Annotated in this window: 25 protein-coding genes and 1 pseudogene; 17 read left to right on the top strand and 9 right to left on the bottom strand. The window is 69.0% G+C overall.

Annotated features, from left to right (window positions below):
- Positions 1-16: 16 nt before the first annotated feature.
- Genes ACIBGM_RS07910 through ACIBGM_RS07900 form a run of 3 tightly spaced genes read right to left on the bottom strand, consistent with a single transcriptional unit; the run spans position 17 to position 3183 of the window.
- Positions 17-1015: a 2-dehydropantoate 2-reductase gene (locus ACIBGM_RS07910; RefSeq protein WP_360524926.1), complete on the bottom strand. Its 999-nt coding sequence runs from the start codon at positions 1013-1015 to the stop codon at positions 17-19.
- Between the two features lie 41 nt (positions 1016-1056).
- Positions 1057-2496: an ATP-binding protein gene (locus ACIBGM_RS07905; protein WP_396384859.1), complete on the bottom strand. Its 1440-nt coding sequence runs from the start codon at positions 2494-2496 to the stop codon at positions 1057-1059.
- A gap of 3 nt (positions 2497-2499) precedes the next feature.
- Positions 2500-3183, bottom strand: coding sequence for a response regulator transcription factor (locus ACIBGM_RS07900; protein WP_360524932.1), 684 nt, complete (start codon positions 3181-3183; stop codon positions 2500-2502).
- 166 nt (positions 3184-3349) lie between these two features.
- Between ACIBGM_RS07900 and ACIBGM_RS07895 the strand changes: the two genes are divergently transcribed.
- The 6 genes from ACIBGM_RS07895 (at position 3350) to ACIBGM_RS07870 (ending at position 10746) form a co-directional block, all read left to right on the top strand.
- On the top strand, positions 3350-5143 hold the full coding sequence (locus ACIBGM_RS07895) for an ABC transporter substrate-binding protein (protein ID WP_396384858.1): 1794 nt from the start codon (positions 3350-3352) through the stop codon (positions 5141-5143).
- A gap of 19 nt (positions 5144-5162) precedes the next feature.
- Positions 5163-6128 (top strand): ABC transporter ATP-binding protein, encoded by a 966-nt coding sequence (locus tag ACIBGM_RS07890; RefSeq protein WP_396384857.1) that lies wholly within the window; start codon positions 5163-5165, stop codon positions 6126-6128.
- A complete protein-coding gene (locus tag ACIBGM_RS07885) occupies positions 6125-7141 on the top strand; it encodes an ABC transporter ATP-binding protein (RefSeq protein ID WP_396384856.1) in 1017 nt (338 codons plus the stop codon). The genes ACIBGM_RS07890 and ACIBGM_RS07885 overlap by 4 nt, the downstream gene beginning before the upstream one ends.
- Positions 7138-8064: an ABC transporter permease gene (locus tag ACIBGM_RS07880; RefSeq protein ID WP_396384855.1), complete on the top strand. Its 927-nt coding sequence runs from the start codon at positions 7138-7140 to the stop codon at positions 8062-8064. The genes ACIBGM_RS07885 and ACIBGM_RS07880 overlap by 4 nt, the downstream gene beginning before the upstream one ends.
- 3 nt (positions 8065-8067) lie before the next feature.
- Positions 8068-9027 carry an ABC transporter permease gene (locus ACIBGM_RS07875; RefSeq protein WP_360524947.1) on the top strand — a complete coding sequence of 320 codons (960 nt, stop codon included), beginning with the start codon at positions 8068-8070 and terminating at the stop codon, positions 9025-9027.
- Between the two features lie 120 nt (positions 9028-9147).
- Positions 9148-10746: an ABC-F family ATP-binding cassette domain-containing protein gene (locus ACIBGM_RS07870; protein ID WP_360524950.1), complete on the top strand. Its 1599-nt coding sequence runs from the start codon at positions 9148-9150 to the stop codon at positions 10744-10746.
- 110 nt (positions 10747-10856) lie between these two features.
- Here ACIBGM_RS07870 and ACIBGM_RS07865 read toward each other — a convergent pair whose 3' ends face one another.
- Positions 10857-11144, bottom strand: a complete 288-nt coding sequence (locus tag ACIBGM_RS07865; protein ID WP_360524953.1) for a DUF1905 domain-containing protein — start codon at positions 11142-11144, stop codon at positions 10857-10859.
- Between the two features lie 77 nt (positions 11145-11221).
- On the opposite strand from ACIBGM_RS07865, the gene ACIBGM_RS07860 reads away from it, so the two are divergent.
- Positions 11222-11734, top strand: a complete 513-nt coding sequence (locus ACIBGM_RS07860) for a GNAT family N-acetyltransferase (RefSeq protein ID WP_360524956.1) — start codon at positions 11222-11224, stop codon at positions 11732-11734.
- On the opposite strand, the gene ACIBGM_RS07855 is transcribed toward ACIBGM_RS07860, so the two are convergent.
- Both ACIBGM_RS07855 and ACIBGM_RS07850 read right to left on the bottom strand, forming a co-directional pair.
- Entirely contained in the window at positions 11688-12668 is a 981-nt protein-coding gene (locus ACIBGM_RS07855; protein ID WP_396384854.1) for a cation diffusion facilitator family transporter, read from the bottom strand. The two genes, ACIBGM_RS07860 and ACIBGM_RS07855, sit on opposite strands and share 47 nt — an antisense overlap.
- Complete coding sequence (locus tag ACIBGM_RS07850) at positions 12665-13069, bottom strand: metalloregulator ArsR/SmtB family transcription factor (protein ID WP_360524961.1); 405 nt, start codon at positions 13067-13069, stop codon at positions 12665-12667. Before ACIBGM_RS07850 ends, ACIBGM_RS07855 begins: the two co-directional genes overlap by 4 nt.
- Positions 13070-13126: 57 nt before the next feature.
- On the opposite strand from ACIBGM_RS07850, the gene ACIBGM_RS07845 reads away from it, so the two are divergent.
- The 4 genes from ACIBGM_RS07845 to ACIBGM_RS07830 all read left to right on the top strand — a co-directional run bounded on the left by ACIBGM_RS07845 (position 13127) and on the right by ACIBGM_RS07830 (position 16032).
- Positions 13127-13630 (top strand): DinB family protein, encoded by a 504-nt coding sequence (locus ACIBGM_RS07845; protein ID WP_396384853.1) that lies wholly within the window; start codon positions 13127-13129, stop codon positions 13628-13630.
- A 219-nt stretch (positions 13631-13849) separates the two neighbouring features.
- The gene (locus ACIBGM_RS07840) at positions 13850-14140 is read left to right on the top strand and encodes a hypothetical protein (RefSeq protein WP_396384852.1); all 291 of its coding nucleotides are present in this window, start codon (positions 13850-13852) and stop codon (positions 14138-14140) included.
- Positions 14086-15294 carry an epoxide hydrolase family protein gene (locus tag ACIBGM_RS07835; protein ID WP_396384916.1) on the top strand — a complete coding sequence of 403 codons (1209 nt, stop codon included), beginning with the start codon at positions 14086-14088 and terminating at the stop codon, positions 15292-15294. The genes ACIBGM_RS07840 and ACIBGM_RS07835 overlap by 55 nt, the downstream gene beginning before the upstream one ends.
- Before the next feature lie 111 nt (positions 15295-15405).
- A complete protein-coding gene (locus ACIBGM_RS07830; protein WP_396384851.1) occupies positions 15406-16032 on the top strand; it encodes a DUF2461 domain-containing protein in 627 nt (208 codons plus the stop codon).
- Positions 16033-16056: 24 nt separating this feature from the next.
- Here ACIBGM_RS07830 and ACIBGM_RS07825 read toward each other — a convergent pair whose 3' ends face one another.
- Positions 16057-16929: a helix-turn-helix transcriptional regulator gene (locus tag ACIBGM_RS07825; protein ID WP_360524973.1), complete on the bottom strand. Its 873-nt coding sequence runs from the start codon at positions 16927-16929 to the stop codon at positions 16057-16059.
- A 450-nt stretch (positions 16930-17379) separates the two neighbouring features.
- On the opposite strand from ACIBGM_RS07825, the gene ACIBGM_RS07820 reads away from it, so the two are divergent.
- Positions 17380-17571, top strand: coding sequence for a hypothetical protein (locus ACIBGM_RS07820; protein ID WP_360524976.1), 192 nt, complete (start codon positions 17380-17382; stop codon positions 17569-17571).
- A complete protein-coding gene (locus tag ACIBGM_RS07815; RefSeq protein ID WP_360524979.1) occupies positions 17568-17786 on the top strand; it encodes a hypothetical protein in 219 nt (72 codons plus the stop codon). Before ACIBGM_RS07820 ends, ACIBGM_RS07815 begins: the two co-directional genes overlap by 4 nt.
- Positions 17787-18012: 226 nt before the next feature.
- Here ACIBGM_RS07815 and ACIBGM_RS07810 read toward each other — a convergent pair whose 3' ends face one another.
- A complete protein-coding gene (locus tag ACIBGM_RS07810) occupies positions 18013-18246 on the bottom strand; it encodes a DUF397 domain-containing protein (RefSeq protein ID WP_360524982.1) in 234 nt (77 codons plus the stop codon).
- A 538-nt stretch (positions 18247-18784) separates the two neighbouring features.
- On the opposite strand from ACIBGM_RS07810, the gene ACIBGM_RS07805 reads away from it, so the two are divergent.
- The 4 genes and pseudogenes from ACIBGM_RS07805 to ACIBGM_RS07790 all read left to right on the top strand — a co-directional run bounded on the left by ACIBGM_RS07805 (position 18785) and on the right by ACIBGM_RS07790 (position 22452).
- A complete protein-coding gene (locus ACIBGM_RS07805) occupies positions 18785-19615 on the top strand; it encodes an SAM-dependent methyltransferase (RefSeq protein WP_396384850.1) in 831 nt (276 codons plus the stop codon).
- Positions 19616-19669: 54 nt separating this feature from the next.
- Positions 19670-20746: pseudogene (locus tag ACIBGM_RS07800) on the top strand (molybdopterin-dependent oxidoreductase); the annotation flags it as partial.
- Between the two features lie 202 nt (positions 20747-20948).
- The gene (locus ACIBGM_RS07795; protein ID WP_396384849.1) at positions 20949-21992 is read left to right on the top strand and encodes a molybdopterin oxidoreductase family protein; all 1044 of its coding nucleotides are present in this window, start codon (positions 20949-20951) and stop codon (positions 21990-21992) included.
- A 1-nt stretch (position 21993) separates the two neighbouring features.
- Positions 21994-22452 carry a hypothetical protein gene (locus tag ACIBGM_RS07790; RefSeq protein WP_360524991.1) on the top strand — a complete coding sequence of 153 codons (459 nt, stop codon included), beginning with the start codon at positions 21994-21996 and terminating at the stop codon, positions 22450-22452.
- On the opposite strand, the gene ACIBGM_RS07785 is transcribed toward ACIBGM_RS07790, so the two are convergent.
- A complete protein-coding gene (locus ACIBGM_RS07785) occupies positions 22412-23923 on the bottom strand; it encodes an FAD-dependent oxidoreductase (protein WP_396384848.1) in 1512 nt (503 codons plus the stop codon). The two genes, ACIBGM_RS07790 and ACIBGM_RS07785, sit on opposite strands and share 41 nt — an antisense overlap.
- Positions 23924-23929: the final 6 nt, after the last annotated feature.

Here is a 23929-nt window from a genome sequence, read left to right as displayed (position 1 = left end):
GTAGCAAATATCGAGATCAGCTCTGGAGCTCGCGGAGGAGATCCGGACCGGGCCACGGGCGGCGGTTCGTCTCGGCCTCGCGGATCAGCTGCACGAGTTTGGCGTTGACCGGAGCGGGGCGGCCGAGGGAGTCGGCGAGGCGGACGACTTCGCCGTTCAGGTAGTCGATCTCGGTGGTGCGGCCGGCCTGGAGGTCCTCCCACATCGACGTGCGGGCGAGCGGGTCGATCGCGAGCATCTTGGCGGCAAGGCGACGGAACAGGAAGTCCGGCAGCCGGAGGATCATCGGGAAGCGGTGCATCGGGACCGGCAGGAGCTTGGCCGGTTCGATGCCGGCAGCATCCAGGAGCCCGAGCGTCTCGGCCTGCGCCGCGGCCAGGCAGCGCCGGTACGAGCGCTGCGACAGCTCGTCCCGCAACGGCAGGTCGGACAGCGCGTTGATCGGATTGTTCAAGTTCAGCAGGAGTTTCGCCCACTGCACCGGCAGGATGTCGTCGTGCTGCGTCAGCGGCAGCCCGGCCTTGGCGAAGGCTTCCAGGTACGGCGCCAGCCCCGGATGACGCTGGATGTCGAGCGCTCCCTCGGTGCCCTGGTGGAAGACGCCACCACCCCGGTTCAGCACGTTGAACGGGACCATCCCGGTGACCACGGCCTGATCGGTCAACCGCTCTCGCAGCAGTTCGCCGTTGCGGACGCCGTTCTGGAAGCTGATGACGAGCGCGCCGGGCTTGAGGACTTCGGCGAGCTCGGCGGCCGCGCCCTCGGTCGCCGCGGACTTCACCGTCACCAGGACCAGATCCGCCTCGGCGGCCGCGGCGGGTGACGTCTCGTACCGAACGTCCGCCGCCTCGACCCGCAGATCCGCGCCGAGGTAGTCCGTCAGCCGCAGCCCGTGCGTGGCCAACTCGTCCGCCAAGCGCTGCCGCCCGACGAACGTCACCGGCGCTCCGGTCGCGGCCAGCCTTCCGCCGACGTAGCACCCGATCCCGCCGGCGCCGTACACCACGATCTTCATGAGTCCACATCCAACCGGATCACACCGCGATTCGGGACCATCTAGGTGGTCTTGGCGGGGAGCTCGACGACGAAGCGAGCTCCGCCGCCGGGGCGCTCGGTGACGGTGATGGCGCCGTGGTGCCACTGGACGTGCCGGGCGACGATGGCCAGCCCGAGGCCGACGCCGCGGCTGCGGTTGCTGGTCTCGCCACGGCCGAAGCGTTCGAAGATCCGGTCCCGGTCGGCCGCGGGGATGCCGGGCCCGGCGTCGTCGACGGTGATGACGACACCCAGGCCGCCGGCTTCGACCCCGACGCCCTTGCAGCCGCCGGCGTGGTCCTCGGCGTTCTCGACCAGGTTGGCGATCACGCGCTCCAGCCGGCGCTTGTCCGCCTGCAGCGTCAGGCTCTCGGCCTCCGGCTCGACAGTCGTCACGTCCCGCCCGGCGGCCGCGTTCGCAGCGGCGCGGACCAGATCGGCGATCCGGACGATCTCCCGGCTGCCCCGGTCGCCGCCGTCGTCCCGGGAGATCTCCAGCAGGTCGATCACCAGCCGCCGGAAGCGCTCGAGATCGTCGCCGAGCAGCTCGACCGGCTCTCGTACGGCGCCCGGCAGCTCGGTGCGATGGTTCTGGATCAGCTGCATCGAGTTCAGCATCGTCATCAGCGGCGTCCGCAGCTCATGGCTGACGTCCCCGGCGAACCGCGCGTCGGCCGCCACCCGGCGCTCCAGGTCGGCCGCAGTCTGGTTGAACGACCGCGCCAGGCCACGCAGGTCGCGGTCGTCCTCGACCTGCAGCCGGGCATCCAGCTGTCCGCGCGCCACCGCGTCCGCGACCCGGGTCAGCGCGGCGAGCGGGCGCAGCGCCAGCGTGCTCGCGAGCCGTCCGACCGCGAGACCGATGAGCACGGTGACGAGCCCGGCCAGGATCAGCGTGAGCTTCAACGTCCGCAGCGTGTTGTCCAGGCTGCCGAGCGGATGCCACTCGAAGAAGACCTCTCCTGGCCCGCGCAGCGGTACGCCGACGGCGAGCACCGGCTGACCACCGACCACCAGGCGGCGTTGCGCCGTACTGCCGTTGCGGACCTGCTCGAGCAGGTCGGCGGGCAGGTCGGACGGCCGCCCGGTCATCGAGTACCACTGGCCGTCGTAGAACACCATCGAGGAGGCGGAGTCGGTGGACGGCAAGCTGTTCAGCAGGTCGATCACGCTGACGTCCGGCTTGAGGGTCGCGGTGCCGCACTCGACGTGCTCCCGGTCCGGCCGGCAGGGTTGCGGTGGGCCGAACAAGCCGTACTGGAACGCTGCCGCGTTGTCGGCTGTCTGCACCTGCGCCGACGTCTCACGCTGGTCGGTGAGGTACTCCGAGACCACGGTCCAGGTGACGAGAGCGAGGACCGCGGACAGTCCGAGCGCGAGCAGCCCGTAGGCCAGCATGACCCGGCCGCGCAGGCTGAGCCCGATCCGTTGCCGCCCCCACCGCGCCAGCCGCCTCCGCACCGGTCAGCTCACCAGGCGGTAGCCCAGGCCGCGCGCGGTGACCAGGTGCGTCGGGCTGGCCGGGTCGTGCTCGATCTTCAGCCGCAGTCGGCGGATGTGCACGTCCACGATCCGGCTGTCCCCGAAGTACCCGTAGCCCCACACCTTCGACAGCAGCTGCTCACGGCTCAGCACCTTGCCCTCGGCGCCGGCCAGCTCGGCGAGCAGCTTGAACTCGGTCCGGGTCAGCGACAGCACGGTGTCGCCCCGGGTCACCTCGTAGCCCAGCACGTCGATCCGCAGGTCGCCGACCACCAGCACCTCTGACTGCCGCGCGTTGGCCGGCTCGACCCGGCGCAGCAGCGCCCGGATCCGGGCCGACAGCTCCTTGGCCACCAGCGGTTTGGTCACGTAGTCGTCCGCTCCCGCCTCGAGCCCGGCCACCACGTCGTGGCTGTCGGTCCGCGCGGTCACCATGATCACCGGTACGTCGCTGGCCCGGCGGATCTCGCGGCAGACGGAGAAACCGTCGCGGTCGGGCAGCATCAGGTCCAGCAGCACCACGTCCGGCGGCTCCCGGCGCAGTGCGGCCATGGCGTCGTACCCGTTGGCGGCCTCGGCGATCTGGTAGCCCTCGTCCTCCAGGGCCAGCCGCAGGACCCGGCGGATCCGCGGCTCGTCGTCGACCAACAGCAAGCTGTGTGTCACCGGTCCAGTGTGACCCACAGCAGGCCCAACTGTGAGTGACGTCTGTCATGACTTCGTCATCTTCGCGCGGACTCGCGGTGACAAGGCTCTGACGGTTCTGTGACCGGCCTTCCGTACGGCGCTCGCCGTCCTAGCTTCGGCCTCATCGAGTCCCGGAGGAGGACCAATGGCCAGAAGACGGCTGGCGGCAGTATCCCTTGCCGCCGTGGCGACGCTCGCGCTCGCCGCATGCAGCAGTGGTGGCGGATCACCGTCCGGATCCGGAAGTACCGCGGCCACACCGGTCACCGGCGGCACCCTGAACATGCTCGGGGCCGGCGATGTCGACTACATGGATCCCAACATCAGCTACTACTCGGTCGGCTACCTGAACCTGCGGATGTGGAGCCGCCAGCTGTTCACCTACCCGGCCGAGCCGGGCGGCGCGAACACCAAGCCGGTGGCCGACCTGGCCACCGAGATCCCGACCAAGGACAACGGCGGGATCAGCGCCGACGGCAAGACGTACACGATCAAGATCCGGCCCGGCGCGCAGTGGAACACGTCCCCGGCCCGGCAGGTGACCGCCGCCGACATGGTCCGCGGCGTGAAGCGGACCGCGAACCCGGTCCAGCCGTTCGGCGGCATCCCCGACTTCGCGAACCTGATCGTGGGCTACAAGGCCTTCGCCGACGGTTTCGCCAAGGTGGACAAGACCCCGGCCGCGATCCAGGCCTACATCGACAAGACGCCGCTGCCCGGCGTGGTGGCCAAGGACCAGACCACGGTCGAGTTCCACCTCACCCAGCCGGCCACCTACTTCGTCGACATGCTCACGCTGCCGGCCTTCTCCCCGGCCCCGGTCGAGGTGCTGAAGTACCTGCCGGCCAGCACCGAGCTCGGCAACAACTACCCGTCCGACGGCCCGTACAAGGTCGACTCGTGGGTGCCGACCAAGTCGATCACGTACTCGCGGAACCCGGCTTGGGACGCATCCACCGACCCGGTGCGCAAGGCGTACGTCGACAAGATCGTGGTGAACGAGACCGTCACCCAGGACTCGGTGCAGCAGCAACTGCAGACCGGTACGCCGAGCGCCGACATGGAGTTCGACGTCCCGCCACCGCCGTCGCAGCTGCCGGCCCTGCAGGCCAAGAATGACCCGAACCTGACCATCGGCGACACCGCGAGCTCGAACCCGTACGTCATCTACAACACCGTGTCGCCGAACAACAACAAGGCGCTGGAGAACCCGAAGGTGCGTCAGGCGATCAGTTACGCGATCAACCGTGACCACATCCTGCAGGTGCTCGGCGGCAAGACGCTGAACCCACCGCTCACCCACGTGCTGCCGGACGTGATCACCGGGTCCAAGCAGATCGACCCGTACCCGTACGACCCGGACAAGGCCAAGCAGCTGCTCGCCGAGGCCGGGTACCCGCACCTGACGCTGAAGTTCCTCTACCGGAACGCGACCGAGGGCAGCAGCAAGACGTTCCAGACGATCCAGCAGGACCTGTCCAAGGCCGGGATCACGGTCACCGGTGTGCCGTCGCCGAACGCGGACTTCTACGTGAAGTACCTGCAGGTGCCGGACGTCGCGCGGCGTGGGGTGTGGGACCTGTCGCTGGCCGGCTGGGGCGCGGACTGGTACGGCAACGCGGCGCTGTCCTTCTTCAACCCGTTGTTCTCCGGCGAGCCGTCGTTCCCGCCGATCGGCAGCAACTTCGGCCTCTACAACGACCCGGAGACCAACGCGCTGATCAAGCAGGCGATCGCGGCGCCGACGACCGACGCGGCCGCCGAGCTGTGGGCCAAGGCGGACGCGCGGGTGATGGACCAGGCCGCGTTCTACCCGCTGACCAATAACAAGCAGGCGAACTACCACGCCGAGCAGGTGAACAACGCCGTCTACGTCCCCTCGATGCAGAACTACGACCCGACCAACGTGTGGCTCTCCAAGGACAAGCAGGGCGGCTAACCTCATGGCCCTGCTTGAAGTGAGGGACCTCAGGGTCTCCTTCGACACCCCGGACGGTACCGTCCGTGCCGTCCGGGGTCTGTCGTTCGACGTCGAGGCCGGGCAGACGCTGGCGATCGTCGGCGAGTCCGGCTCCGGCAAGAGCGTCGCCACCCAGACCATCACCGGCCTGACCCGGGGCGCTCAGGTCTCCGGTACGGCGTACTTCGACGGCACCGACCTGATCACCGCCTACCCGGCCACCCTGCGGCGGTTGCGCGGGGACCGGATCGGGATGATCTTCCAGGACCCGCTGTCCAGCCTGCACCCGCACTACCGGATCGGCTGGCAGATCGTCGAGATGATCCGGGCGCACGACCGGGCGATCGGCAAGGCGGAGGCCCGGCAACGCGCCGCCGACCTGCTCACGCTGGTCGGCATCCCGCGGGCCGCGGAGCGGATCGACGACTACCCGCACCAGTTCTCCGGCGGGATGCGGCAGCGGGTGATGATCGCGATGGCAATGGCCCTCGACCCGGCGCTGCTGATCGCCGACGAGCCGACCACCGCCCTCGACGTGACCGTGCAGGCCCAGGTGCTGAACGTGATGCGCCGACTGCAGGACCAGTTCGGCACGGCGATCATCCTGATCACCCACGACCTCGGCGTGGTCGCGGAGATGGCCGACGACGTGGTCGTGATGTACGCCGGCTCGGTGATGGAACGCGCGCCGCGCCGCGACATCTTCTACCACAACCATCACCCTTACACCCAAGGGCTGCTGGCCTCCCTGCCGGCCCGCTCCGGCGAGCGGCTGACGCCGATCCCGGGCAGCCCGCCGAGCCTGATCAGCCTCCCGGCCGGGTGCCCGTTCGCGTCCCGCTGCCCGCACGTGTTCGACAAGTGCCGCGCGGAGACGCCGCCGCTGGCCGACGTCGGCGGCGACCCCCGGCACCAGTCGGCCTGCTGGTTACCCCACGACGTAAGCGAGGCGATCGCTTCATGAACGACGACGTACTGCTGAAAGTGGAGAACGTCCGCAAGGAGTTCCCCACGCACTCGCGGGAGGTGGTCCGGGCGGTCGACGGGGTCTCCCTCGAGGTCCACAAGGGTGAGACCCTCGGCCTGGTCGGCGAGACCGGCTGCGGCAAGTCGACGCTGGCCCGCTGCATGGCCCACCTGTACGACGTGACGTCCGGCTCGGTCTGGTTCGACGGGACCGAGATCAGCACGCTGTCCCGCAAGGCGATGCGTCCGATCCGGCGTGAGGTCCAGGTCATCTTCCAGGACCCGTACGGGTCGCTGAACCCGCGCCGCCGAGTCGGCTCGATCATCGGCGACCCGTTCAGCATCCACGGCATCGCGTCGGGCCTGGACCGGAAGAAGAAGGTCCAGGAGTTGATGGAACTGGTCGGGCTGAATCCCGAGCACTACAACCGGTTCCCGGCCGAGTTCTCAGGCGGTCAGCGGCAGCGGATCGGGGTCGCCCGGGCGCTGGCGCTGCGACCGAAGCTGGTGATCTGCGACGAGCCGGTGTCGGCCCTGGACGTCTCGATCCAGGCGCAGATCATCAACCTGCTGGCCGATCTGCAGCGCGAGTTCGACCTCACCTACGTGTTCATCTCGCACGACCTGTCCGTGGTCCGGCACGTCAGCGACCGGATCGCGGTCATGTACCTGGGCCAGATCGCGGAGATCGCGCCCACCGCCGATCTGTTCGCGCAGACCCGGCACCCGTACACCCGGGCGCTGCTGTCCGCGCTGCCGGTCGCGGATCCGGACACCGCCGACAGCCGCGAGCAGATCATCCTCGGCGGTGACATCCCCGCCGCGACGAATCCGCCGGCCGGCTGCCGGTTCCACACCCGGTGCCCGAAGGCCCGGGCCGACTGCGCAGCGGGCGAGCCGGCGCTGGTCGCCGTACTCGACGATCCCGACGACCACCGCACGGCCTGCCTCCATCCGCTGGAACTGGGCGAGGACCTGTCCACCGCCATACCGGATCTCAAGGCCTCATGACCACCGCGCTGGAGTTGGTGGACACCTCGGTCGAGGCGCCGGCGATCGAGGGGCGCAGCCCGTTTGCGCTTGCATTGCGGCGGTTGCGCCGGGACAAGGTCGCGGTGGTCTCGCTCGGGGTGATCGTGCTGATCGTGCTGATGGCGGTCTTCGCGCCGCTGTTCGCGCACGTCACCGGGCACCCGCCGAACGAGCAGTACCGCGACATCGGGCTGACCGAGGACGGGCTGCCACGCGGACCGAACGGGACGTTCTGGTTCGGCACCGACGACCTCGGCCGCGACATCCTGGTCCGGATCGCGTACGGCGCCCGCGTGTCCCTGCTCGTAGGCGTCATCGCCACCGCGATCACCGTCGCGATCGGCGTCGTCCTCGGGCTGGCCGCCGGGTTCCTCGGTGGGATCGTCGACACCGTGCTGGCCCGGCTGATCGACGTCGTACTGTCGGTGCCGTTCCTGCTGGTCGCGATCGCGCTGGTGTCGGTCACCGGGCCCAGCCTGACCGTGACCGTGCTGGTGATCGGGTTCTTCAGCTGGGCGTCGGTGGCCCGGATCGTGCGCGGGCAGGTGCTGTCGCTGCGCGAGCGTGAGTTCGTCGAGGCGGCCCGGTCGCTCGGCGCCGGCGACGTCCGGATCATGTTCGTCGACGTGCTGCCGAACGTGCTGGCGCCGGTGATCGTCTACACCACGCTGCTGATCCCGGTGGTGATCGTGACCCAGGCGACGCTGTCGTTCCTCGGGCTCGGGCTGCCGCCGCCGACCGCGGACTGGGGCGGGATGATCAGCGCGTCGCAGAACTACTACACGACCGCGTGGTGGTTCATCCTCTTCCCCGGTCTGGCGCTGCTGATCACCACGCTGGCGTTCAACCTGTTCGGCGACGGGGTCCGGGACGCCTTCGACCCCCGAGCGGATCGGACCTAGGACATGGCACTGTTCCTGATTCGCCGGGTCGGCCACGGGATCCTCGTCCTCTGGCTGATCACGGTGGCGGTGTTCGCGCTGTTCTTCGTTGCTCCGAGCAACGTCGCGCAGACGCTCGCGGGCCGGCAGGCGACGCCGGAGACGATCGCGCTGATCAAGCACCGGCTCGGGCTGGACCTGCCGGTCTGGAAGCAGTACCTGCATTTCGTCGAGAACGCGGCGCAGGGCAACCTCGGGTACGACTACTACCACCAGGTGCCGGTGACCACGATCATCGGGCAGGCGCTGCCGATCACGGTCTCGCTCGCGCTCGGAGCCGCCGTACTGTGGTTGCTGCTCGGGGTGTTCAACGGGGTGATCTCGGCGGTGCACCCGCGGTCGCTCGCCGATCGTGGGCTGACGCTGTTCTCGTTGTTCTTCTACTCGTTCCCGTCGTTCCTGCTCGGGTTGCTGCTGCTGTACTTCCTGTACTTCCGGCTCACGCTGTCCGGGTTCGACTGGTTCCCGGCCGGCGGCTACTCGGCGCTGAGCGCGGGCTTCGGGCCGTGGTTCCAGCACCTGCTGCTGCCGTGGATCGCGCTGGCTTTGTTGCTCGCGGCCACGTACACCCGGCTGACCCGCGGCTCGATGCTCGACGTGCTGGGGGAGGACTACATCCGTACGGCGCGATCGAAGGGCCTGCGGGAGAGTCGCGTCATCGTCCGGCACGGCCTGCGCAGCGCGATGACGCCGGTGGTGACGCAGTTCGGCATCGACCTGGGTCAGCTGGTCGGCGGCGTGGTCGTCATCGAGACGGTCTTCAGCCTGCCCGGACTGGGCAAGACCGCGGTCACCGCGATCAACCAGCAGGACCTCCCGGTCATCATCGGCATCGTCCTGTTCGCCTCGGCCGCTGTCGTGGTGGCCAACATCCTGGTCGACATCGCGTACGCCGTCCTGGACCCGAGAGTGCGGCTGCACTAAATCAGTTGGTGGCTCTCCGGGATCGACCTACTCTGGGCGCATGGCTACTTGCCTCTGTGTCTAGCTGCGGACCCGCTTCCACGCCAGAAGTGTGTCCACCAGCTTTCACGGAGAGTAACCATGATCACCGTCCGCGGTGTAGATATTCGCGTCGGCGCCCACCTGCTGCTGTCCGACCTTTCCTTTCACGTCAGCCCTGGCGACCGCGTCGGGCTGGTCGGCCGTAACGGGGCCGGCAAGACCACCCTGATGAAGACGCTGGCCGGCGAGGACCGCGCGGCCGCCGGCTCCATCAGCGTGACCGGCTCCGTCGGGTACCTGCCGCAGGACCCGCGGGCCGCCGACCCGGCCATCACGGTCACCGACCGGATCCTGTCCGCTCGCGGGCTGGATGTCGCCGTCCGCGACCTGCGCAAGGCCGAGGCCGCGATGAGCACCGCCACCGGCGAGGCGCAGGAGCGGGCGATGGCGGCGTACGCCCGGGCCGAGACGCGGTTCCAGGCGGGCGGCGGCTACGCGGCCGAGGCGGAGGCGGCGCGGCTGGCGGCCGGCGTCGGCCTGCCCAACCGGGCGCTCGAGCAGCCGGTCGGCGAGTTGTCCGGCGGTCAGCGGCGCCGGGTCGAGCTGGCCCGGATCCTGTTCGCGCAGCACGACACGCTGCTGCTCGACGAGCCGACCAACCACCTCGACGCGGACTCGGTGCAGTGGCTGCGGCAGTTCCTGCTCGGCTACCCGGGCGGCCTGATGGTCATCAGCCACGATCGCGAGTTGCTGGCGGCAACGGTCAACCGGGTGTTCCACCTGGACCCGCAGCGGACCACGATCGACCTCCACAACACCGGCTGGGCGAAGTACCTCGACCAGCTCGAGCTCGACGAGCGTCGCCGTACCCGGGAACGGGCCACGGCGGAGCGCAAGGCCGCGGTCCTGCACGCCCAGGCGGCGAAGATGCAGGCCGGCGCCAACACCGCCGTCGCCGCGCGCAACATGGCGCGGCGGGCGGACAAGCTGCTCTCCGACCTCGAGCCGGTACGGCGTGCCGCCCGGGTGGCCCGGATCCGTCTGCCGGAGCCGGCGCCGTCCGGGAAGACTCCGCTGCGCGCCACCGGTCTGCGGAAGGCGTACGGCGGCCTGCAGGTGCTGGACGGAGTCGACCTGGCCGTGGACCGGGGGAGTCGCGTGGTCGTGCTCGGGCTGAACGGCGCGGGCAAGACCACCCTGCTCCGGCTGCTCGGCGGTCGCGAGGAGCCGGACGCCGGCCAGGTGGTCCCCGGTCACGGGTTGCGGCTCGGGTACTTCGCCCAGGAGCACGACACCCTGGACCTCGCTGGGACTGTCCGGCAAAACCTGGCGTCGGTCGCGCCCGGCCTGACCGACGGCGAGGTCCGGAACGTGCTCGGCTCGTTCCTGTTCAGCGGTGACGACGCGGAGAAGCCGGCGCACGTGCTGTCCGGCGGCGAGAAGACCCGCCTGGCGCTGGCCGGGCTGGTCCACTCCGGCGCCAACGTGCTGCTGTTGGACGAGCCGACCAACAACCTGGACCCGGCTTCGCGCGACGAGGTGCTCGGAGCGGTCGGCAGCTACCCGGGCGCAATCGTCATGGTCACCCACGACGAGGGCGCCATCGAGGCCCTCCGGCCCGACCGGGTCCTGATCCTCCCCGACGCCACCGAAGACCTCTGGACCGACGACTACCTCGACCTGGTGTCGCTCGCGTGAGCGCCTGGTGCAGTTCGACAGGAGGTGTGCGTCGATCGAGCCGGCTGCCCGGCGGATTCAGCCGGGCAGCTTCCGGCCGTGGACGTATACGTCCTGTCGATCTGTACCCCTCACCCCAATCGCTCCTCGAGGTGGACGGTGATCTCGTCGCCGGGGTGCTTGCCGATCAGGTCGCGGAGCGTGCCCTTCACCGGGAGTTTGTGGGTGCCGTCGCCCAGCGCCATGAACGAGCTCTCGAAGGGGTGGCCGTCCATCGTGCCGCGGACCTTCACCAGGCCGCGGGTGCCGAAGTACTCGGCCGAGCCCGGCATCTGCACGAAGGTCCAGCCGCCCTTGGCGTCGCTCTTCTGCAGCGGCGCGGTGAACGTCTTGTCCAGCTTTCCGGTCTTCTTGGTCACGGTGAGTTCCTCTCTCGGGGTGCCTTCACCCACTAGGTAGAGACAGAGCACCGGTTTTCGACATCTATTGTTGATCGGTGATCACCATCCGCCCGGCAGGGCACTCCGCCGTACCCGAGGTGCTGGCTTTGCTGGACGGCGCGACCGAGTGGCTGGTCGCGCGGGGACGGACCGACCAGTGGGGCACCGAGCCGCACTCGACGAACCCGCGGCGGATCGCGCAGATCACCGGGTTCGCGGACGACGGCGGGCTGTGGGTGGCCGAGGACGACGGGCGGGTCGTCGGGGCGCTGGCCGTGGGGGACGCGATGCCGTACGTGCCGCCGGCCGAGGAGCCGGAGCTGTACGTGCGCCTGCTCGTGACGGACCGGGCCTCCGCCGGCCAGGGCATCGGTACGGCGTTGCTCGACCACGCCCGCGAACTGGCACGAGACGCCGGCGTCGGGCTGCTGCGGGTGGACTGCTTCGCCGGTGGCGACGGGGCACTGGTCCGGTACTACGAGAAGCAGGGCTTCACCCGGATGGTCGAGTTCGCCGTACCGGTCAATGACTCGGAATGGCCGGGTCAGGTCCTCTTCCAGCGGCTGTGATCGACCGGTGCACGGTGCCGTGTGCGTCGCTGCAGTGCGCGTCCACCTCGTCGCCGGTGGCGTGATCGACCTGGAGGGTCGAGTGCGTCAGGTTGTGACGCTCGGCCAGTAGCGCCTCGATCCGCACGCGGATCTGGTGGCAGTCGAGTCCTTCCGCGACCAGGATGTGGGCGGAGGCGGCCGGCTCGCCGGAGGTGATCTCCCAGACGTGCAGGTCGTGCACCTCGACGACCCCCTCCACGGCGCACAGCTCGGCGCCGAGAGCCTGCGGGTCGAGTCCGGCGGGCGCGGCCTCGAGGAAGATCCGGCCGGAGTCGCGGACCAGCGAGACGCCGGCCTTCAGCATCAGCGCGGCGACGATCAGCGCGGCGATCGCGTCGGCGCGGGCGAAGCCGGTGACCAGGACGACGAGACCGGCGATCGCGGTCGCGATGAACGCGAACAGGTCGTTCAGGATGTGCTGGTAAGCGCCCTCGACGTTCAGGCTGCTGCGATTCGCCTTGCTGATCATCCAGGTGGCGATCAGGTTCACCACGATGCCGACCACACCGGTGATCAGCACCAGCGCGCCCTTCACCTCGGGCGGGTCGATCATCCGGTGGATCGCCTCGTAGACGAAGTAGGCCGCGAGCAGCAGCAGCGTGATGCCGTTCGCCTGCGCGGACAGGATCTCGACCCGCTTGAGGCCGAAGGTGAACCCCCCGGCCGGCGGCCGGGCGGCCAGCCGGATCGCGATCAGGGCCAGCACGATCGCGATCGCGTCGGTCAGCATGTGGGCCGCGTCGGTGATCAGCGCGAGCGAGCCGGCCGCGATACCGACGACCACCTCGGCGGCCATGAAGCCGACGATCAGCGCAAGCGCACCGCTCAGCAGCTTGCGGTCCGCGTCGGCGCTGACCCCGTGGCCGTGACCGTGGCCGTGTTCCTCGCTCATGCGTCGGACCTTTCGGGGTGGATGGCGTCGGTGTGCTCGGTGTGCGCGACCGCCAGGTCGACGAGCATCCGGACGTGGGCGTCGTCCAGGCGGTAGTACGCCATCCGGCCGTCCCGTCGTACGGCGACCACCCGGTGCGCCCGCAGCAGCCGGAGGGCGTGGGAGGTCGCGGACTCGCTCATCCCGGTGACGGCAGCGAGATCGCAGACGCACAGCTCGCCGTCGAGCAGCGCGACCAGCAGCTTCAGCCGGCGTGGATCGCCGAGCAGGCTGAACACGTCTGCCGTGTCGACCACGTCCGCCTCGGCGGGCATCCTGGCGTTGACGCTGGCCACCCGCTCCGGATCCACGAGCCGGACGTTGCAGGCATCCGCGCTCTGCACATCTGCAGAACTCTTCATACGTTGAGGCTAGAGCATCGGAAGGCGACACGCCAGGTCCCCGGGCACAATCAGTCCGTGAGCGACTACCCACAGGTGGCTACCGACGAGCGCCCGATGCTGGAACAGTTCCTGGACTTCCACCGCGCAGCCGTCCTCCGTGCCCTGGACGGCCTCACCGACGAGCAGGCCGCTCAGCACCTCCTGCCGGCGACCGAGCTGACCGTCGGCGGAATCGTGAAGCATCTGGCCGCGATGGAGGACCTCTGGTTCAGCCACAAACTGCTCGACGCACCGAGCGCCGAGCCGTGGCGCTCGGCGCCGTTCGACGAGGACCCGGACTGGGAGTTCCACTCGGCGGCGGCTGACTCGGTCGCCGTACTGCGGGAGTTGTACGTCGAGGCATGCGACACCAGCCGGCGGATCACCGCGCGGATCGACTCACTGGATGCGTTGGCCGCCCGGGCGTCGTTCGGGGAGCAGCTGGTCAGCCTGCGGTGGATCTATCTGCACATGATCGAGGAGACCGCGCAGCACCGCGGTCACCTCGATCTGCTGCTGGATGCGCTGCGCCAGAAGTAGTCGCCGAGGAGGTGCTGGGGCACGTGACCGGGGCCACATCGCGGTCTGAGACGATCGTCACGGCCGGTCATGTCCTGAGTAAGGACTGTGTGAAGAATCAGTGCTGACCGCCCGCCCGAGTGTGGATCACCCGGCGCCGGACCGTAGGTTCGAATCCGGGTGTCAGTCGAGGTCAGGAGTGAACGAAGTGCAACGGGGCTCACGGGGCGTGCCGTCGGCATGCCCGCGATCAGCGGCGCCGGGATCGTCGTGACGACGCTGAACAAGATTCTTGCCATCGCCGGGGTGGTCATCACCCTCGGCGGGGTGGCGCTCGGCTTCCGGTCGGTCTCGGCCGGTGGCACCGTCTGTGGTTCGGCGTTCCAGCCGGCCGCGGGCATCACCCCGATGGCCTGCGACAACGCCCTCAACAGCGCCGGCACGCTGGTCACGATCGTGATCAGCGCGGGCGTGCTCTGCCTGATCGCCGCAGCGGCCGTGAAGGTCGTCCGGGACAAGGTCAGCGCCTGAGCATCCAACCGTTCCGGCTGGACGTGCCGGAGAGCGACCTGGCCGACCTGCGCGCACGCCTCGACCTGACGCGCTGGCCGGACGAGCTCCCCAATGTCGGGTGGGCGTACGGCGTACCCAAGACGCATCTCCGGGAACTAGTCGAGTACTGGCGTCACGGTTACGACTGGCGCGCGGCGGAGCGGCGCCTGAACGAGTGGCCGCAGTACACGACCACCATCGACGGCGCGAACGTCCACTTCGCCCACATCCGCTCGCCCGAGCCGGAGGCGACGCCACTCCTCCTCACCCACGGCTGGCCGGGCTCGATCGTGGAGTTCACCCACGTCGCCGGACCGCTGTCCGACGCTCGCGCGTACGGCGGCGACCCGGCCGACGCCTTCCACGTGGTGATCCCGAGCATCCCCGGATTCCCTTTGTCCGGGCCGACCCGCGACACCGGCTGGGAGCTGCTCCGCATCGCCGAGGCCTGGTCCGAGCTGATGACGCGCCTGGGCTACCACCGGTACGGCGTCCAAGGTGGCGACTGGGGTGGCGCGATCTCACGTGAGCTCGGCCGGCTCCACCCCGAGCAGGTGGTCGGCGTACATCTCAACCTCATCCCGGGCGCGGGCGCGACCGCCGAGCCGACACCGGAAGAGCTCGAGCCACTCGACCCGGCCGAGCGCGAACGCACCTGGGCCTCGTGGCGCCGGTATCAGGAATGGGCGAAGGACAAGCAGGGGTACGCCGACCTGCAGTCGACGCGACCGCAGACCCTCGCCTACGCGCTCACCGACTCCCCGGTCGGGCAGCTGGCCTGGATCGCCGAGAAGTTCGCGGAGTGGTCGGATCCGGCGAGCGCCATCGACCGCGACCTGCTGCTCACCAACGTGATGCTCTACTGGCTCACGCGTACGGCGGGATCCGCGGGCCGCATCTACTACGAGCGAGCGCATGCGCCGTACTGGGGTCAGCCGCCGGAGCCGTCCGCCACCCCGACCGCCTTGCTGGATCTTGCGCACGACAACTTCATCCCGCTGCGCCACATCGCGGACCGGACCAACAACATCGTCCGCTGGACCAGCCACCCGCACGGCGGTCACTTTGCCGCGCTCGAACAACCCGGGGTCCTGGTCGACGACATCCGGGCGTTCTTCGGGTCCTTGGCCTGATGGCGGTGCGCCGGCATGCGCCAGGTCTTTGCCGGCGCACCTGCTCGGTCGGCAGACCGCCCCGGTACCCGCAGCGCAAACACTGAATCAACTTCGAACTATCGTGACAGCATGAGTTTCACCGGGTTCCCGGCCGCGGCGCTGGACTTCTACGACGACCTCGAGATGGACAACAGCAAGACGTTCTGGACGGCGCACAAGCACGTCTACGAGGAGTCGGTCCGCGCTCCGATGGCGGCGCTGCTGGCGGAGCTGGAGGAGGAGTTCGGCCCGGCGAAGCTGTTCCGGCCGTACCGCGACGTGCGGTTCGCCAAGGACAAGACGCCGTACAAGACGCACCAGGGCGCGTTCATCGACGTCGCGCCGGCGACCGGGTGGTATGTGCAGGTCTCGGCGCCCGGTGTGCGGGTCGCGGCCGGGTTCTACGAGGCGAGCTCGGAGCGGCTCGGCCGGGTCCGGACGGCGATCGACGACGACCGGCGCGGCAAGCAGCTCGAGCGCTTGCTGGCCGACCTCACCGGGGCCGGCTGGGAGATCGGCGGCGACAAGCTGAAGACGAGCCCGCGCGGGTACGACGCGGACCACCCGCGGATCGACCTGCTCCGGCACAAGTCGCTGACCGTGGGGAAGTCCTACGGCTTCGAGCCGGTGATCCACACGCCCGAGCTCGCCGAGCTGGTGCGCGCCGACTGGCGTGCGACCAAGCCGCTGATCACCTGGCTGACCGACAACAGCTGAACGCCGGACCGGCGCGCTGGAACGTCAGTCGTCGTACGAGCGCAGGATGCGGGAGAGGATGTCGCGCGTCTTGTTCGGCGGCGGCGCCGCGACGCACAGCGCTTCCATGGTGGCCGTGTAGCGGTCCAGGTCCTCGAGCTTGTCCAAGTACAGCGCACTGGTCAGGTGCTCGATGTAGACGATGTCCGGCAGGTCCTGCTCCGGGAAACGCAGGATGCTGTACGCGCCGCCGGTCGCGGCGTGGCCGCCGCCCTCGAACTCCATCACCTGGAGCGTCAGGTTCGGCAGGTGGGTGGCTTCGAGCAGGTGCTCCAGCTGCAGCCGCATCGCCTTCACGCCACCGATCGGCCGGCGCAGCACCGACTCGTCGACGACGGCCCACAGCCGCACCGGGTCGGGCCGGGTCAGGATGCCCTGCCGGTTCACCCGCAGCGCGACGCGGCGCTCGACCTCGTCGGCCGGGATCAGGCCGCGGCCGAGCTGGACGACGGCACGCACGTACTCCGGGGTCTGCAGTAGGCCGGGGATGAACTGCAGCTCGTAGGTACGGATCAGCTGGGCGGCGGACTCGAGGTCCAGGTAGGAGTGGAACCAGCTCGGCAGCACGTCGCCGAAGCGGTGCCACCAGCCGGGGTTGTTCGCGTCGCGCGCGAGGGAGAGCAGTCGCTCGCGCTCCTCGCCGTCGTCCAGGCCGTACAGCGTCAGGAGGTCGCTGACGTCGCGCTCCTTGAAGCCGACACGGCCGAGCTCCATCCGGCTGACCTTGGACTCCGACGAGCGGATCTCCCAGCCTGCGTCGGAGCGGCTGATCCCCGCCGCCTCCCGCATCCTTCGCAGGTGCGCCCCCAGGATGATCCGGAGCGCAGTCGGCCCGCTTTGCGCGCCCGACTCGGTCACACCCACCTCCCACAGCCCCCAGCAGTTCGGCTCAGCGGCGACATCACTCCGCAGGCAGACATCATCGCATGGACGACCGGCAATCTGCCGAAGTTCTTACATAAGCCGCCAGTCTTCACATCCACGATCACACAGCGTAGTGCTGAACCGGTCAGCCGAGGTCTATTTGTCCTGACAAATAGACACTCAGGGCCGCTGTTGAACGGTGTTCGCCGGTCGCCTCGAGGGCTCTCCGCAGGCGGAAACCAGGTTTTCGGGTCACGAAGTGGAAAACGTGCGGATGCACGTGCATCCGACGCTTGCATTCGCAGCGTGCCGACGCCATGATTGATTCATGCACAGAAGGTGAGCTGAATCTCGCGAAAAGTGACATCGCGTGATCCGGCAGGCCGGTCCTACAGACCGCCGGTGGCGCAAGCGCCGGCATGACTGGTTGGGGAACCCGAGTCGATGAACCACGACGACAGTGAGGCAGCCGAGCACACCGCCGACACGAGCGGACGCGCGCCCGACGAGCTGACCGAGCGGGAGATCCAGGAACTGGTTGCGCGTTGCCCCGAGCAACAGCGCTGGGCCTTCGAGGGCTGGCTGCGCGGCGTCCGTCACCTCGACGGCGACCCGATCGTGAGCTTGGCCCCATGACCACCGACCGAGCAGCAGGAGGCCGAAAGATGGTGCGGATCTGGCTGGGAGACCACCTGATCGCCGAGTACCTTGCCGAGCCCGACCGCGCATCGCGGTACCAGCGGGTGATGACGCCGAAGTTCACCGGATTGCGAATCACCGTTGACAATTCGGCCGGCGCGACGGCGTCCGAGCTGCCGAGTGAGCAGCTCTGGCCGCTCACCGTGCAGTAGTAGCTGCCTGCCCCAACCAAAGACCAAGGCCGACCCTTGCCGGAGGGTCGGCCTTTGCTGTTCACCTGCAGTTCAGTACGGCGCTCTGCCGGACGCGCTCGGCGTCGTCGGCGGGGCGCCGTACTGCTGCCCGTTGACTCGTCGCGATGCCGGTTGACTCGTCGCAGACAAGAAGAGGCCCCTTCGTCACTCGCCTGGCGAAGGGGCCTCTTGCTTCCGGTGAAGTTCAGACGAGGTCGTCGAACTCCCCATCGTTGACGCCGCCGAGGAACGCCTCGATCTCGGCCTTGGTGAACACCAGCGCCGGCCCGTCGGTGTGACGCGAGTTCCGCATCGCCACGCCGCCGCCCGGCAGTTTCGCGACCTCTACGCAGTTGCCGTTGGGGCCACTCCGCTGACTCTTCCGCCAGTTCAGCTCGGTGATCGAGTCGCCGGGCATGCCGTTGTAGACAGCAGTCATCAGCTGCACCTTCCGTACGTCTTTGGCATATGCACGTGCATTTGGCCTTGCATTTGCATCGTACACGCTTAGCGACGATGTGTCCGCCCCGTTACCCCGCGTGCCAAAACCCCCCACCCCACCCCTCCCCCGTAGCCCCCCGTGACCGTTTCTCCCCACCACCCCGCCCCAAATGCCCACCACCCCCACCCCACGCCTCATCACCCGGCTCGGCTCCGCCGGACACCTCGCCACCCGGCTCTGGGGTGGGGCGCCGGGTGGTGGTGCCCTCGGCTACCTCGGCCTGTGGTTCTGGAGGGTTGTTGGGGTTGGGGGGATGGGGGGTGGGGAAAGAGGGGGATGAAGGCGTTGCAGGTTGGTGGTTTGTCAGGACCTGGCGGATATGAAAAGGCTTCTCTGGTTGAGGAATCAGGGAAACGAGCGGTTGCTTCGACCGACTTTCGGACCAACACCCCCGCCGGACCGAACCAGTGCTCCAACAGGTCCGCAACTGCCCTACGATGACAGTCCAGAATTCCCCGACACGAAGGCTGCGCCGATGGCGACTTCCGACACTTCGGATCCGAATCCGGAGTTCGACACTTCCCAACCGACCATCGCGCGCGTCTACGACGCACTGCTTGGTGGTAAAGACAACTTCGCCGCCGACCGGGAAGGCGCGGGGCTCTACCTGAAGTACGTCCCGGACGCCGGTCGCTGTGCGATCGAGAACCGGCAGGCGCTGGTGAAGGGCGTGCAGTACCTGGCCCGCCAGGCCGGGATCGACCAGTTCCTCGACATCGGCAGCGGCCTGCCGACGCAGAAGAACACCCACGAGGCGGCGCAGGACGTCAACCCCAACGCCAAGGTCGCGTACGTCGACAACGACCCGATCGTGCTCGCGCACGGCCGGGCGCTGCTGGCGACCAACAACAGCACCATCGTGGTGACCGCGGACCTGAGGCGGCCCCAGGAGATCCTGGACAACCAGGAGATCAACGCCCACCTGGACTTCAGCCGCCCGATCGCGCTGATGATCGTCGGTCTGCACATGCACTTCCACGACGACGAGAAGCCGGACGAGTGGGTCCGGACGATCATGAACAAGATGGTCCCGGGCAGCTACCTGTTCATCACCGACTTCGTCGACACCGGTGAGCCGCTGCAGAAGGGGATGGAGCGGGCCGGCCTGGAGAGCCTCGGCAACGGCTGGATCCGGACCCCGGAGCGGATCGAGCAGCACTTCCTCGGGATGCCGCTGATCCCGCCGGGCCTGGACTTCCTGGCCCGCTGGTTCCCGGAGGACCCCGACGCCGCCATCCCGGCCGTCGACGAGCTGCAGCCCTACCAGCGCATCCTGATGGCAGGGATCGCCAAGAAGGAAGTCTGACCCTCAGCACCCCGCAAGGCGCGCGCCCCGGCACCCGGGACGCGCGCCTTTCGCATGTCCGGAAAATGGTTGGGTACCGCACCCATCGTGGACAGGGTGCAGAACGTCTGGGGCGAGCGAACGCCGCACGAGCGCGGTACGGCGTGGCCGGTCCGAGTGGATCAGGAGTTGTCCATCGCCGAGCACGAGGTCGATCGGTGGGTGCAGTCGGCCTGTGTGCTCTGCAGCAACGGCTGTGCCTGCGACATCGCGGTGAAGGAAGGCAAGATGGTCGGCGTCCGCGGCCGGGCCGTGGACCGGATCAACCACGGGCGGCTCGGCCCGAAAGGGTTGTACGCCTCCTGGCAGTGGAGCGACCAGGACCGGTTGACTCAACCACTGGTTCGAACGCCTGACGGACTGCGGCCCGCCCCCTGGGACGAGTCGATGAGCCGGATCGTTGAGGAGTCGAAGAAACGGCACCCGCTGCAGCACGGCTTCTACACCAGCGGCCAGCTGTTCCTCGAGGAGTACTACACCCTCGCGGTCATCGGGAAGGCCGGTCTAGGTACGCCGCACATGGACGGCAACACTCGCTTGTGCACGGCGACCGCGGGAGCGTCGCTCAAGGAGACGTTCGGCTCGGACGGCCAGCCCGGCAGCTATGAGGACATCGACTCGTGCGACGCGCTCTTCCTGTTCGGGCACAACATGGCCGCGACCCAGACAGTGCTGTGGTCCCGCGTCCTCGACCGGGTCGAAGGTCCGGACACCCCGGCGATCGTCGCCATCGACCCCCGCGACACCCCGGTCGCGCAGCTGGCCGCACGCACCGGCGGTCTGCATCTTGCGCCACTGCCCGGCACGAACCTGGCGTTGATGAACGGCCTGATCCACGAGCTGATCGAGCACGGGTACGTCGACCAGGAGTACGTCGCCCGCCACACCCTCGGGTACGACGAGCTGGTCGCGACCGTGGCGCCGTACGAGCCGAAGCAGGTTGCGGAGATCTGTGGCGTGAGCGCGGTCGACGTCCAGCGGGCGACCGAGCTCTTCGGGACGTCGGAACGCGTGCTGTCTACCGTGCTGCAGGGCTTCTACCAGTCGCACCAGGCGACCGCTTCGGCCTGCCAGGTCAACAATCTCCACCTGCTGCGCGGTCTGATCGGGAAGCCGGGCTGCGGCGTGCTGCAGATGAACGGGCAGCCGACCGCGGAGAACACCCGGGAGTGCGGGGCTGACGGTGACCTGCCCGGTTTCCGCAACTGGGCCAACCCACAGCACATCGACGAACTGGCGAGACTCTGGAACGTCGACCCGCTGAAGATCCCGCAGGGCGCCGCCGACGCACGCGATGCAGCTGTGGCGGTACGTCGAACAGGGCTCGATCGACTTCCTCTGGATCTCCGCGACCAACCCGGCGGTGTCGCTGCCCGAGTTGCCGCGGATCCGGGAGATCCTCGACCGGGACGAGTTGTTCCTCGTCGTCCAGGACGGGTTCCTGACCGAGACGGCGCAGTACGCCGACGTCGTGCTGCCGGCCGCGCTCTGGGGTGAGAAGCAGGGCACGTTCACGAACGCGAGCCGCACTGTGCATCTGTCGGACCAGGCTGTCGATCCGCCGGGGGAGGCGCGCAGCGATCTCGAAATCTTCCTCGACTACGCCCGCCGGATGGACTTCCGCGACCGGGACGGCGATCCGCTGATCGGCTGGGCGACGCCCGAGGAGGCGTTCGAGGCGTGGAAGGAGTGCAGCCGCGGCAGGCCGTGTGACTACAGCGGCCTGACGTACGACGCTTTGCGCGGCGGCAGCGGGATCCCGTGGCCGTGCACCGACGAGGTGCCGGAGGGAACCGATCGGTTGTACGCGGACTCGGTGTTCCCGACCGACCCGGCGGTCTGCGAGGACTTCGGACACTGCCTGTTGACCGGAGGCAGTACGACGCCCGATCAGTACAAGGCCAAGGCCCCGGCCGGGCGGGCGTTCCTGAAGACGGCCGCGTTCCAGCCGCCGCCGGAGTGGATCTCGGCCGAGTATCCGCTGATCGCGACCACCGGGCGCTCGCCGTACCACTTCCACACCCGGACCAAGACGGGCCGGTCGCCGAAGCTCCGGCGCGCCGAGCCGTCGGTCTGGGTGGAGCTGTCCGCCGCGGACGCCGCCGACCTTGGGGTTGCCGAGGGCAACCAGGTGCGGGTGGAGTCGGCCCGCGGGTGGATGGAAGGTCCGGCGCGGATCGGCACGGTCCGGCCGGGCGTCGTGTTCGTCCCGTTCCACTTCGGCTACTGGGACGACGATCGCCGTACGGCGGCCAACGAGTTCACGCTCACCGAGTGGGACCCGGTCTCGAAGCAACCGCTCTTCAAGGTCGCCGCCGTCCGGGTACGGAAGGTGTGACATGCATCTGTCCACGTACTTGGGCCTGCTGCACTCCGCGGAGGAGTCCCTGGCCGACGCATTCGGCAAGGTCGGCCGTGACCACGCCGACGAGCCGGACGTCGAGCACCTGTGTCACGCGCTCGGCGAGAAGGCAGCCGGTCATGTCGAGGCGCTCGGGCCGTTCATGAGCCGGTACGGCGAGCAGCGCGAGGACGAGCCGGATCGCCTCCGCGCGGCCGAGTTCAGCGGCACGCGGTCGGGCGGCGTCGGCCTGCTCCGAGATCTGCAGGACCTCTATGCGCTGGCGTCGTTCGTCGACATCACATGGACCGTGGTCGGCCAGGCGGCGCAGGGCGTGCCCGACGGCGATCTCCTGAAGACCGTGAAATCGTGCCAGGCGGAGACAGCGACTCAGCTCAGCTGGCTCCAGACCCGGATCAAGCAGGCGGCTCCGCAGGCTCTGATCGTGGCGAAGTGAGCGGCTTGGTGGCCGGACCGTCCAGGTTCTGGCCGGTGTAGCTGAAGCGGGAGCCGTGGCAGTTGCAGTCCCAGGTGGTGTCGGCGGGGTTCCAGCGCAGCGGGCAGCCGAGGTGGGTGCAGACGGGGTCGACGGTGTAGAGGTCGCCGTCGTGGTCGCGGTAGGCGCCGACGGTGCTGCCGTCCTCGAGGGTGAGCAGGCCGCCCTGCCCGATCTCGAGGTGGTCGAGCCCGCCCTTCAGCCGGCCCAGGTGCCCGCTCGCGAACTCCTTGCCGACGTGCAGGTTGTCCTTCACCAGCTTCGCCACCGCCTGGATGTCGCCGATCCGGCCGGCGTCGTACAGACTCGCCGTCGGGTTGTCGCGGTCGAGGACCAGGTCGCGGAGGATGCCGGCGGCAACGGTCCCGTTACTCAGGCCCCACTTGTGCATGCCGGTGGCCACCAGGACCGGCGTACCCGGCGCCTTGCCGACGAACGGCAGCAGGTCCGGCGTGCTGTAGTCGTGCGCGGACCAGCGGTACTCCGGCACGGCCTCGAAGCCCCACGCCTCGCCGACCCAATCGACCAGGCTCTGGTACGTCGACTCGGCGTCGCTCTCCTCGTCGTTGCCGACGACGATCAGGCCGTTCGGGCCACCGCCCGGCCACGGTCGGGTCGACCGCGTGGGTGAGTCGACGGAGATCGCCATCCCGCGCGGCGCCTCGACCGGCAGCCGTACGGCGATGCCCTGCGACTGGCTCGGTCGGGTCCGCGCGAAGTACCCGCCGGTGAGCCCGATCGGCAGCAGCGTCGCGAGGATCGCGTGGTTGGCGCGGACCAGCGGTCCCTGCGCGGTCACGGCCTGGATGTCGTGGTCGGTGTTCAGCTCGGTCACCCGGCTGTTCTCGAAGATCCGGCCGCCGGCCCGAGTGAACGCCGTCGCGAGGCCGGCCAGGTACTGCGCCGGATGGAGCTGCACCTGGTCGTCGAAGCACACGACCTCGGCGACCTTCAGTGGCAGGTCGAGCTCGTCCGGGTCGACGAAGCGGGCCGGGAGCCCGAACGCTGCCGCGACATCGGCCTCGCGGCGCAGCGGCGAGTCGGGCGTCGCCGAGTAGACGAAAGCCGACGTACGGGTGAGCTCGCAGTCGATGCCGAGCCGGTCCACCAGCGCGGCGACCTCCTCGACGGCGGCCTGGTTGGCGGTCGCGTACTGACCCGCCTTGCCGGCGCCGTGCCGGTCGAGCAGATCGGCGTAGATCGCGCCGTGCTGGGATGTGACCTTGCCGGTCGTGTTGCCGCTGGTCCGCCCACCGACCCGGCCGGCTTCCAGCAGTACGACGTCCGCGCCCTCCTGCTGCAGGTACAGCGCGGTGGTCAGTCCGATCACGCCACCACCGACCACGACCACGTCAGCGTGCTTGTCGGCGAGAATCCCGTCGTACGCCGGAATCGTCGCGGTCGCGAGCCACACGGAACCTTGCGTCGTCATGTGGTT

The sequence above is a fragment of the Kribbella sp. NPDC050470 genome (assembly GCF_044458365.1).
Taxonomy (GTDB): domain Bacteria; phylum Actinomycetota; class Actinomycetes; order Propionibacteriales; family Kribbellaceae; genus Kribbella.
The sequence above is the reverse complement of the archived record's forward strand: the minus strand, read 5'-3'. Positions and strand labels throughout refer to the sequence as shown.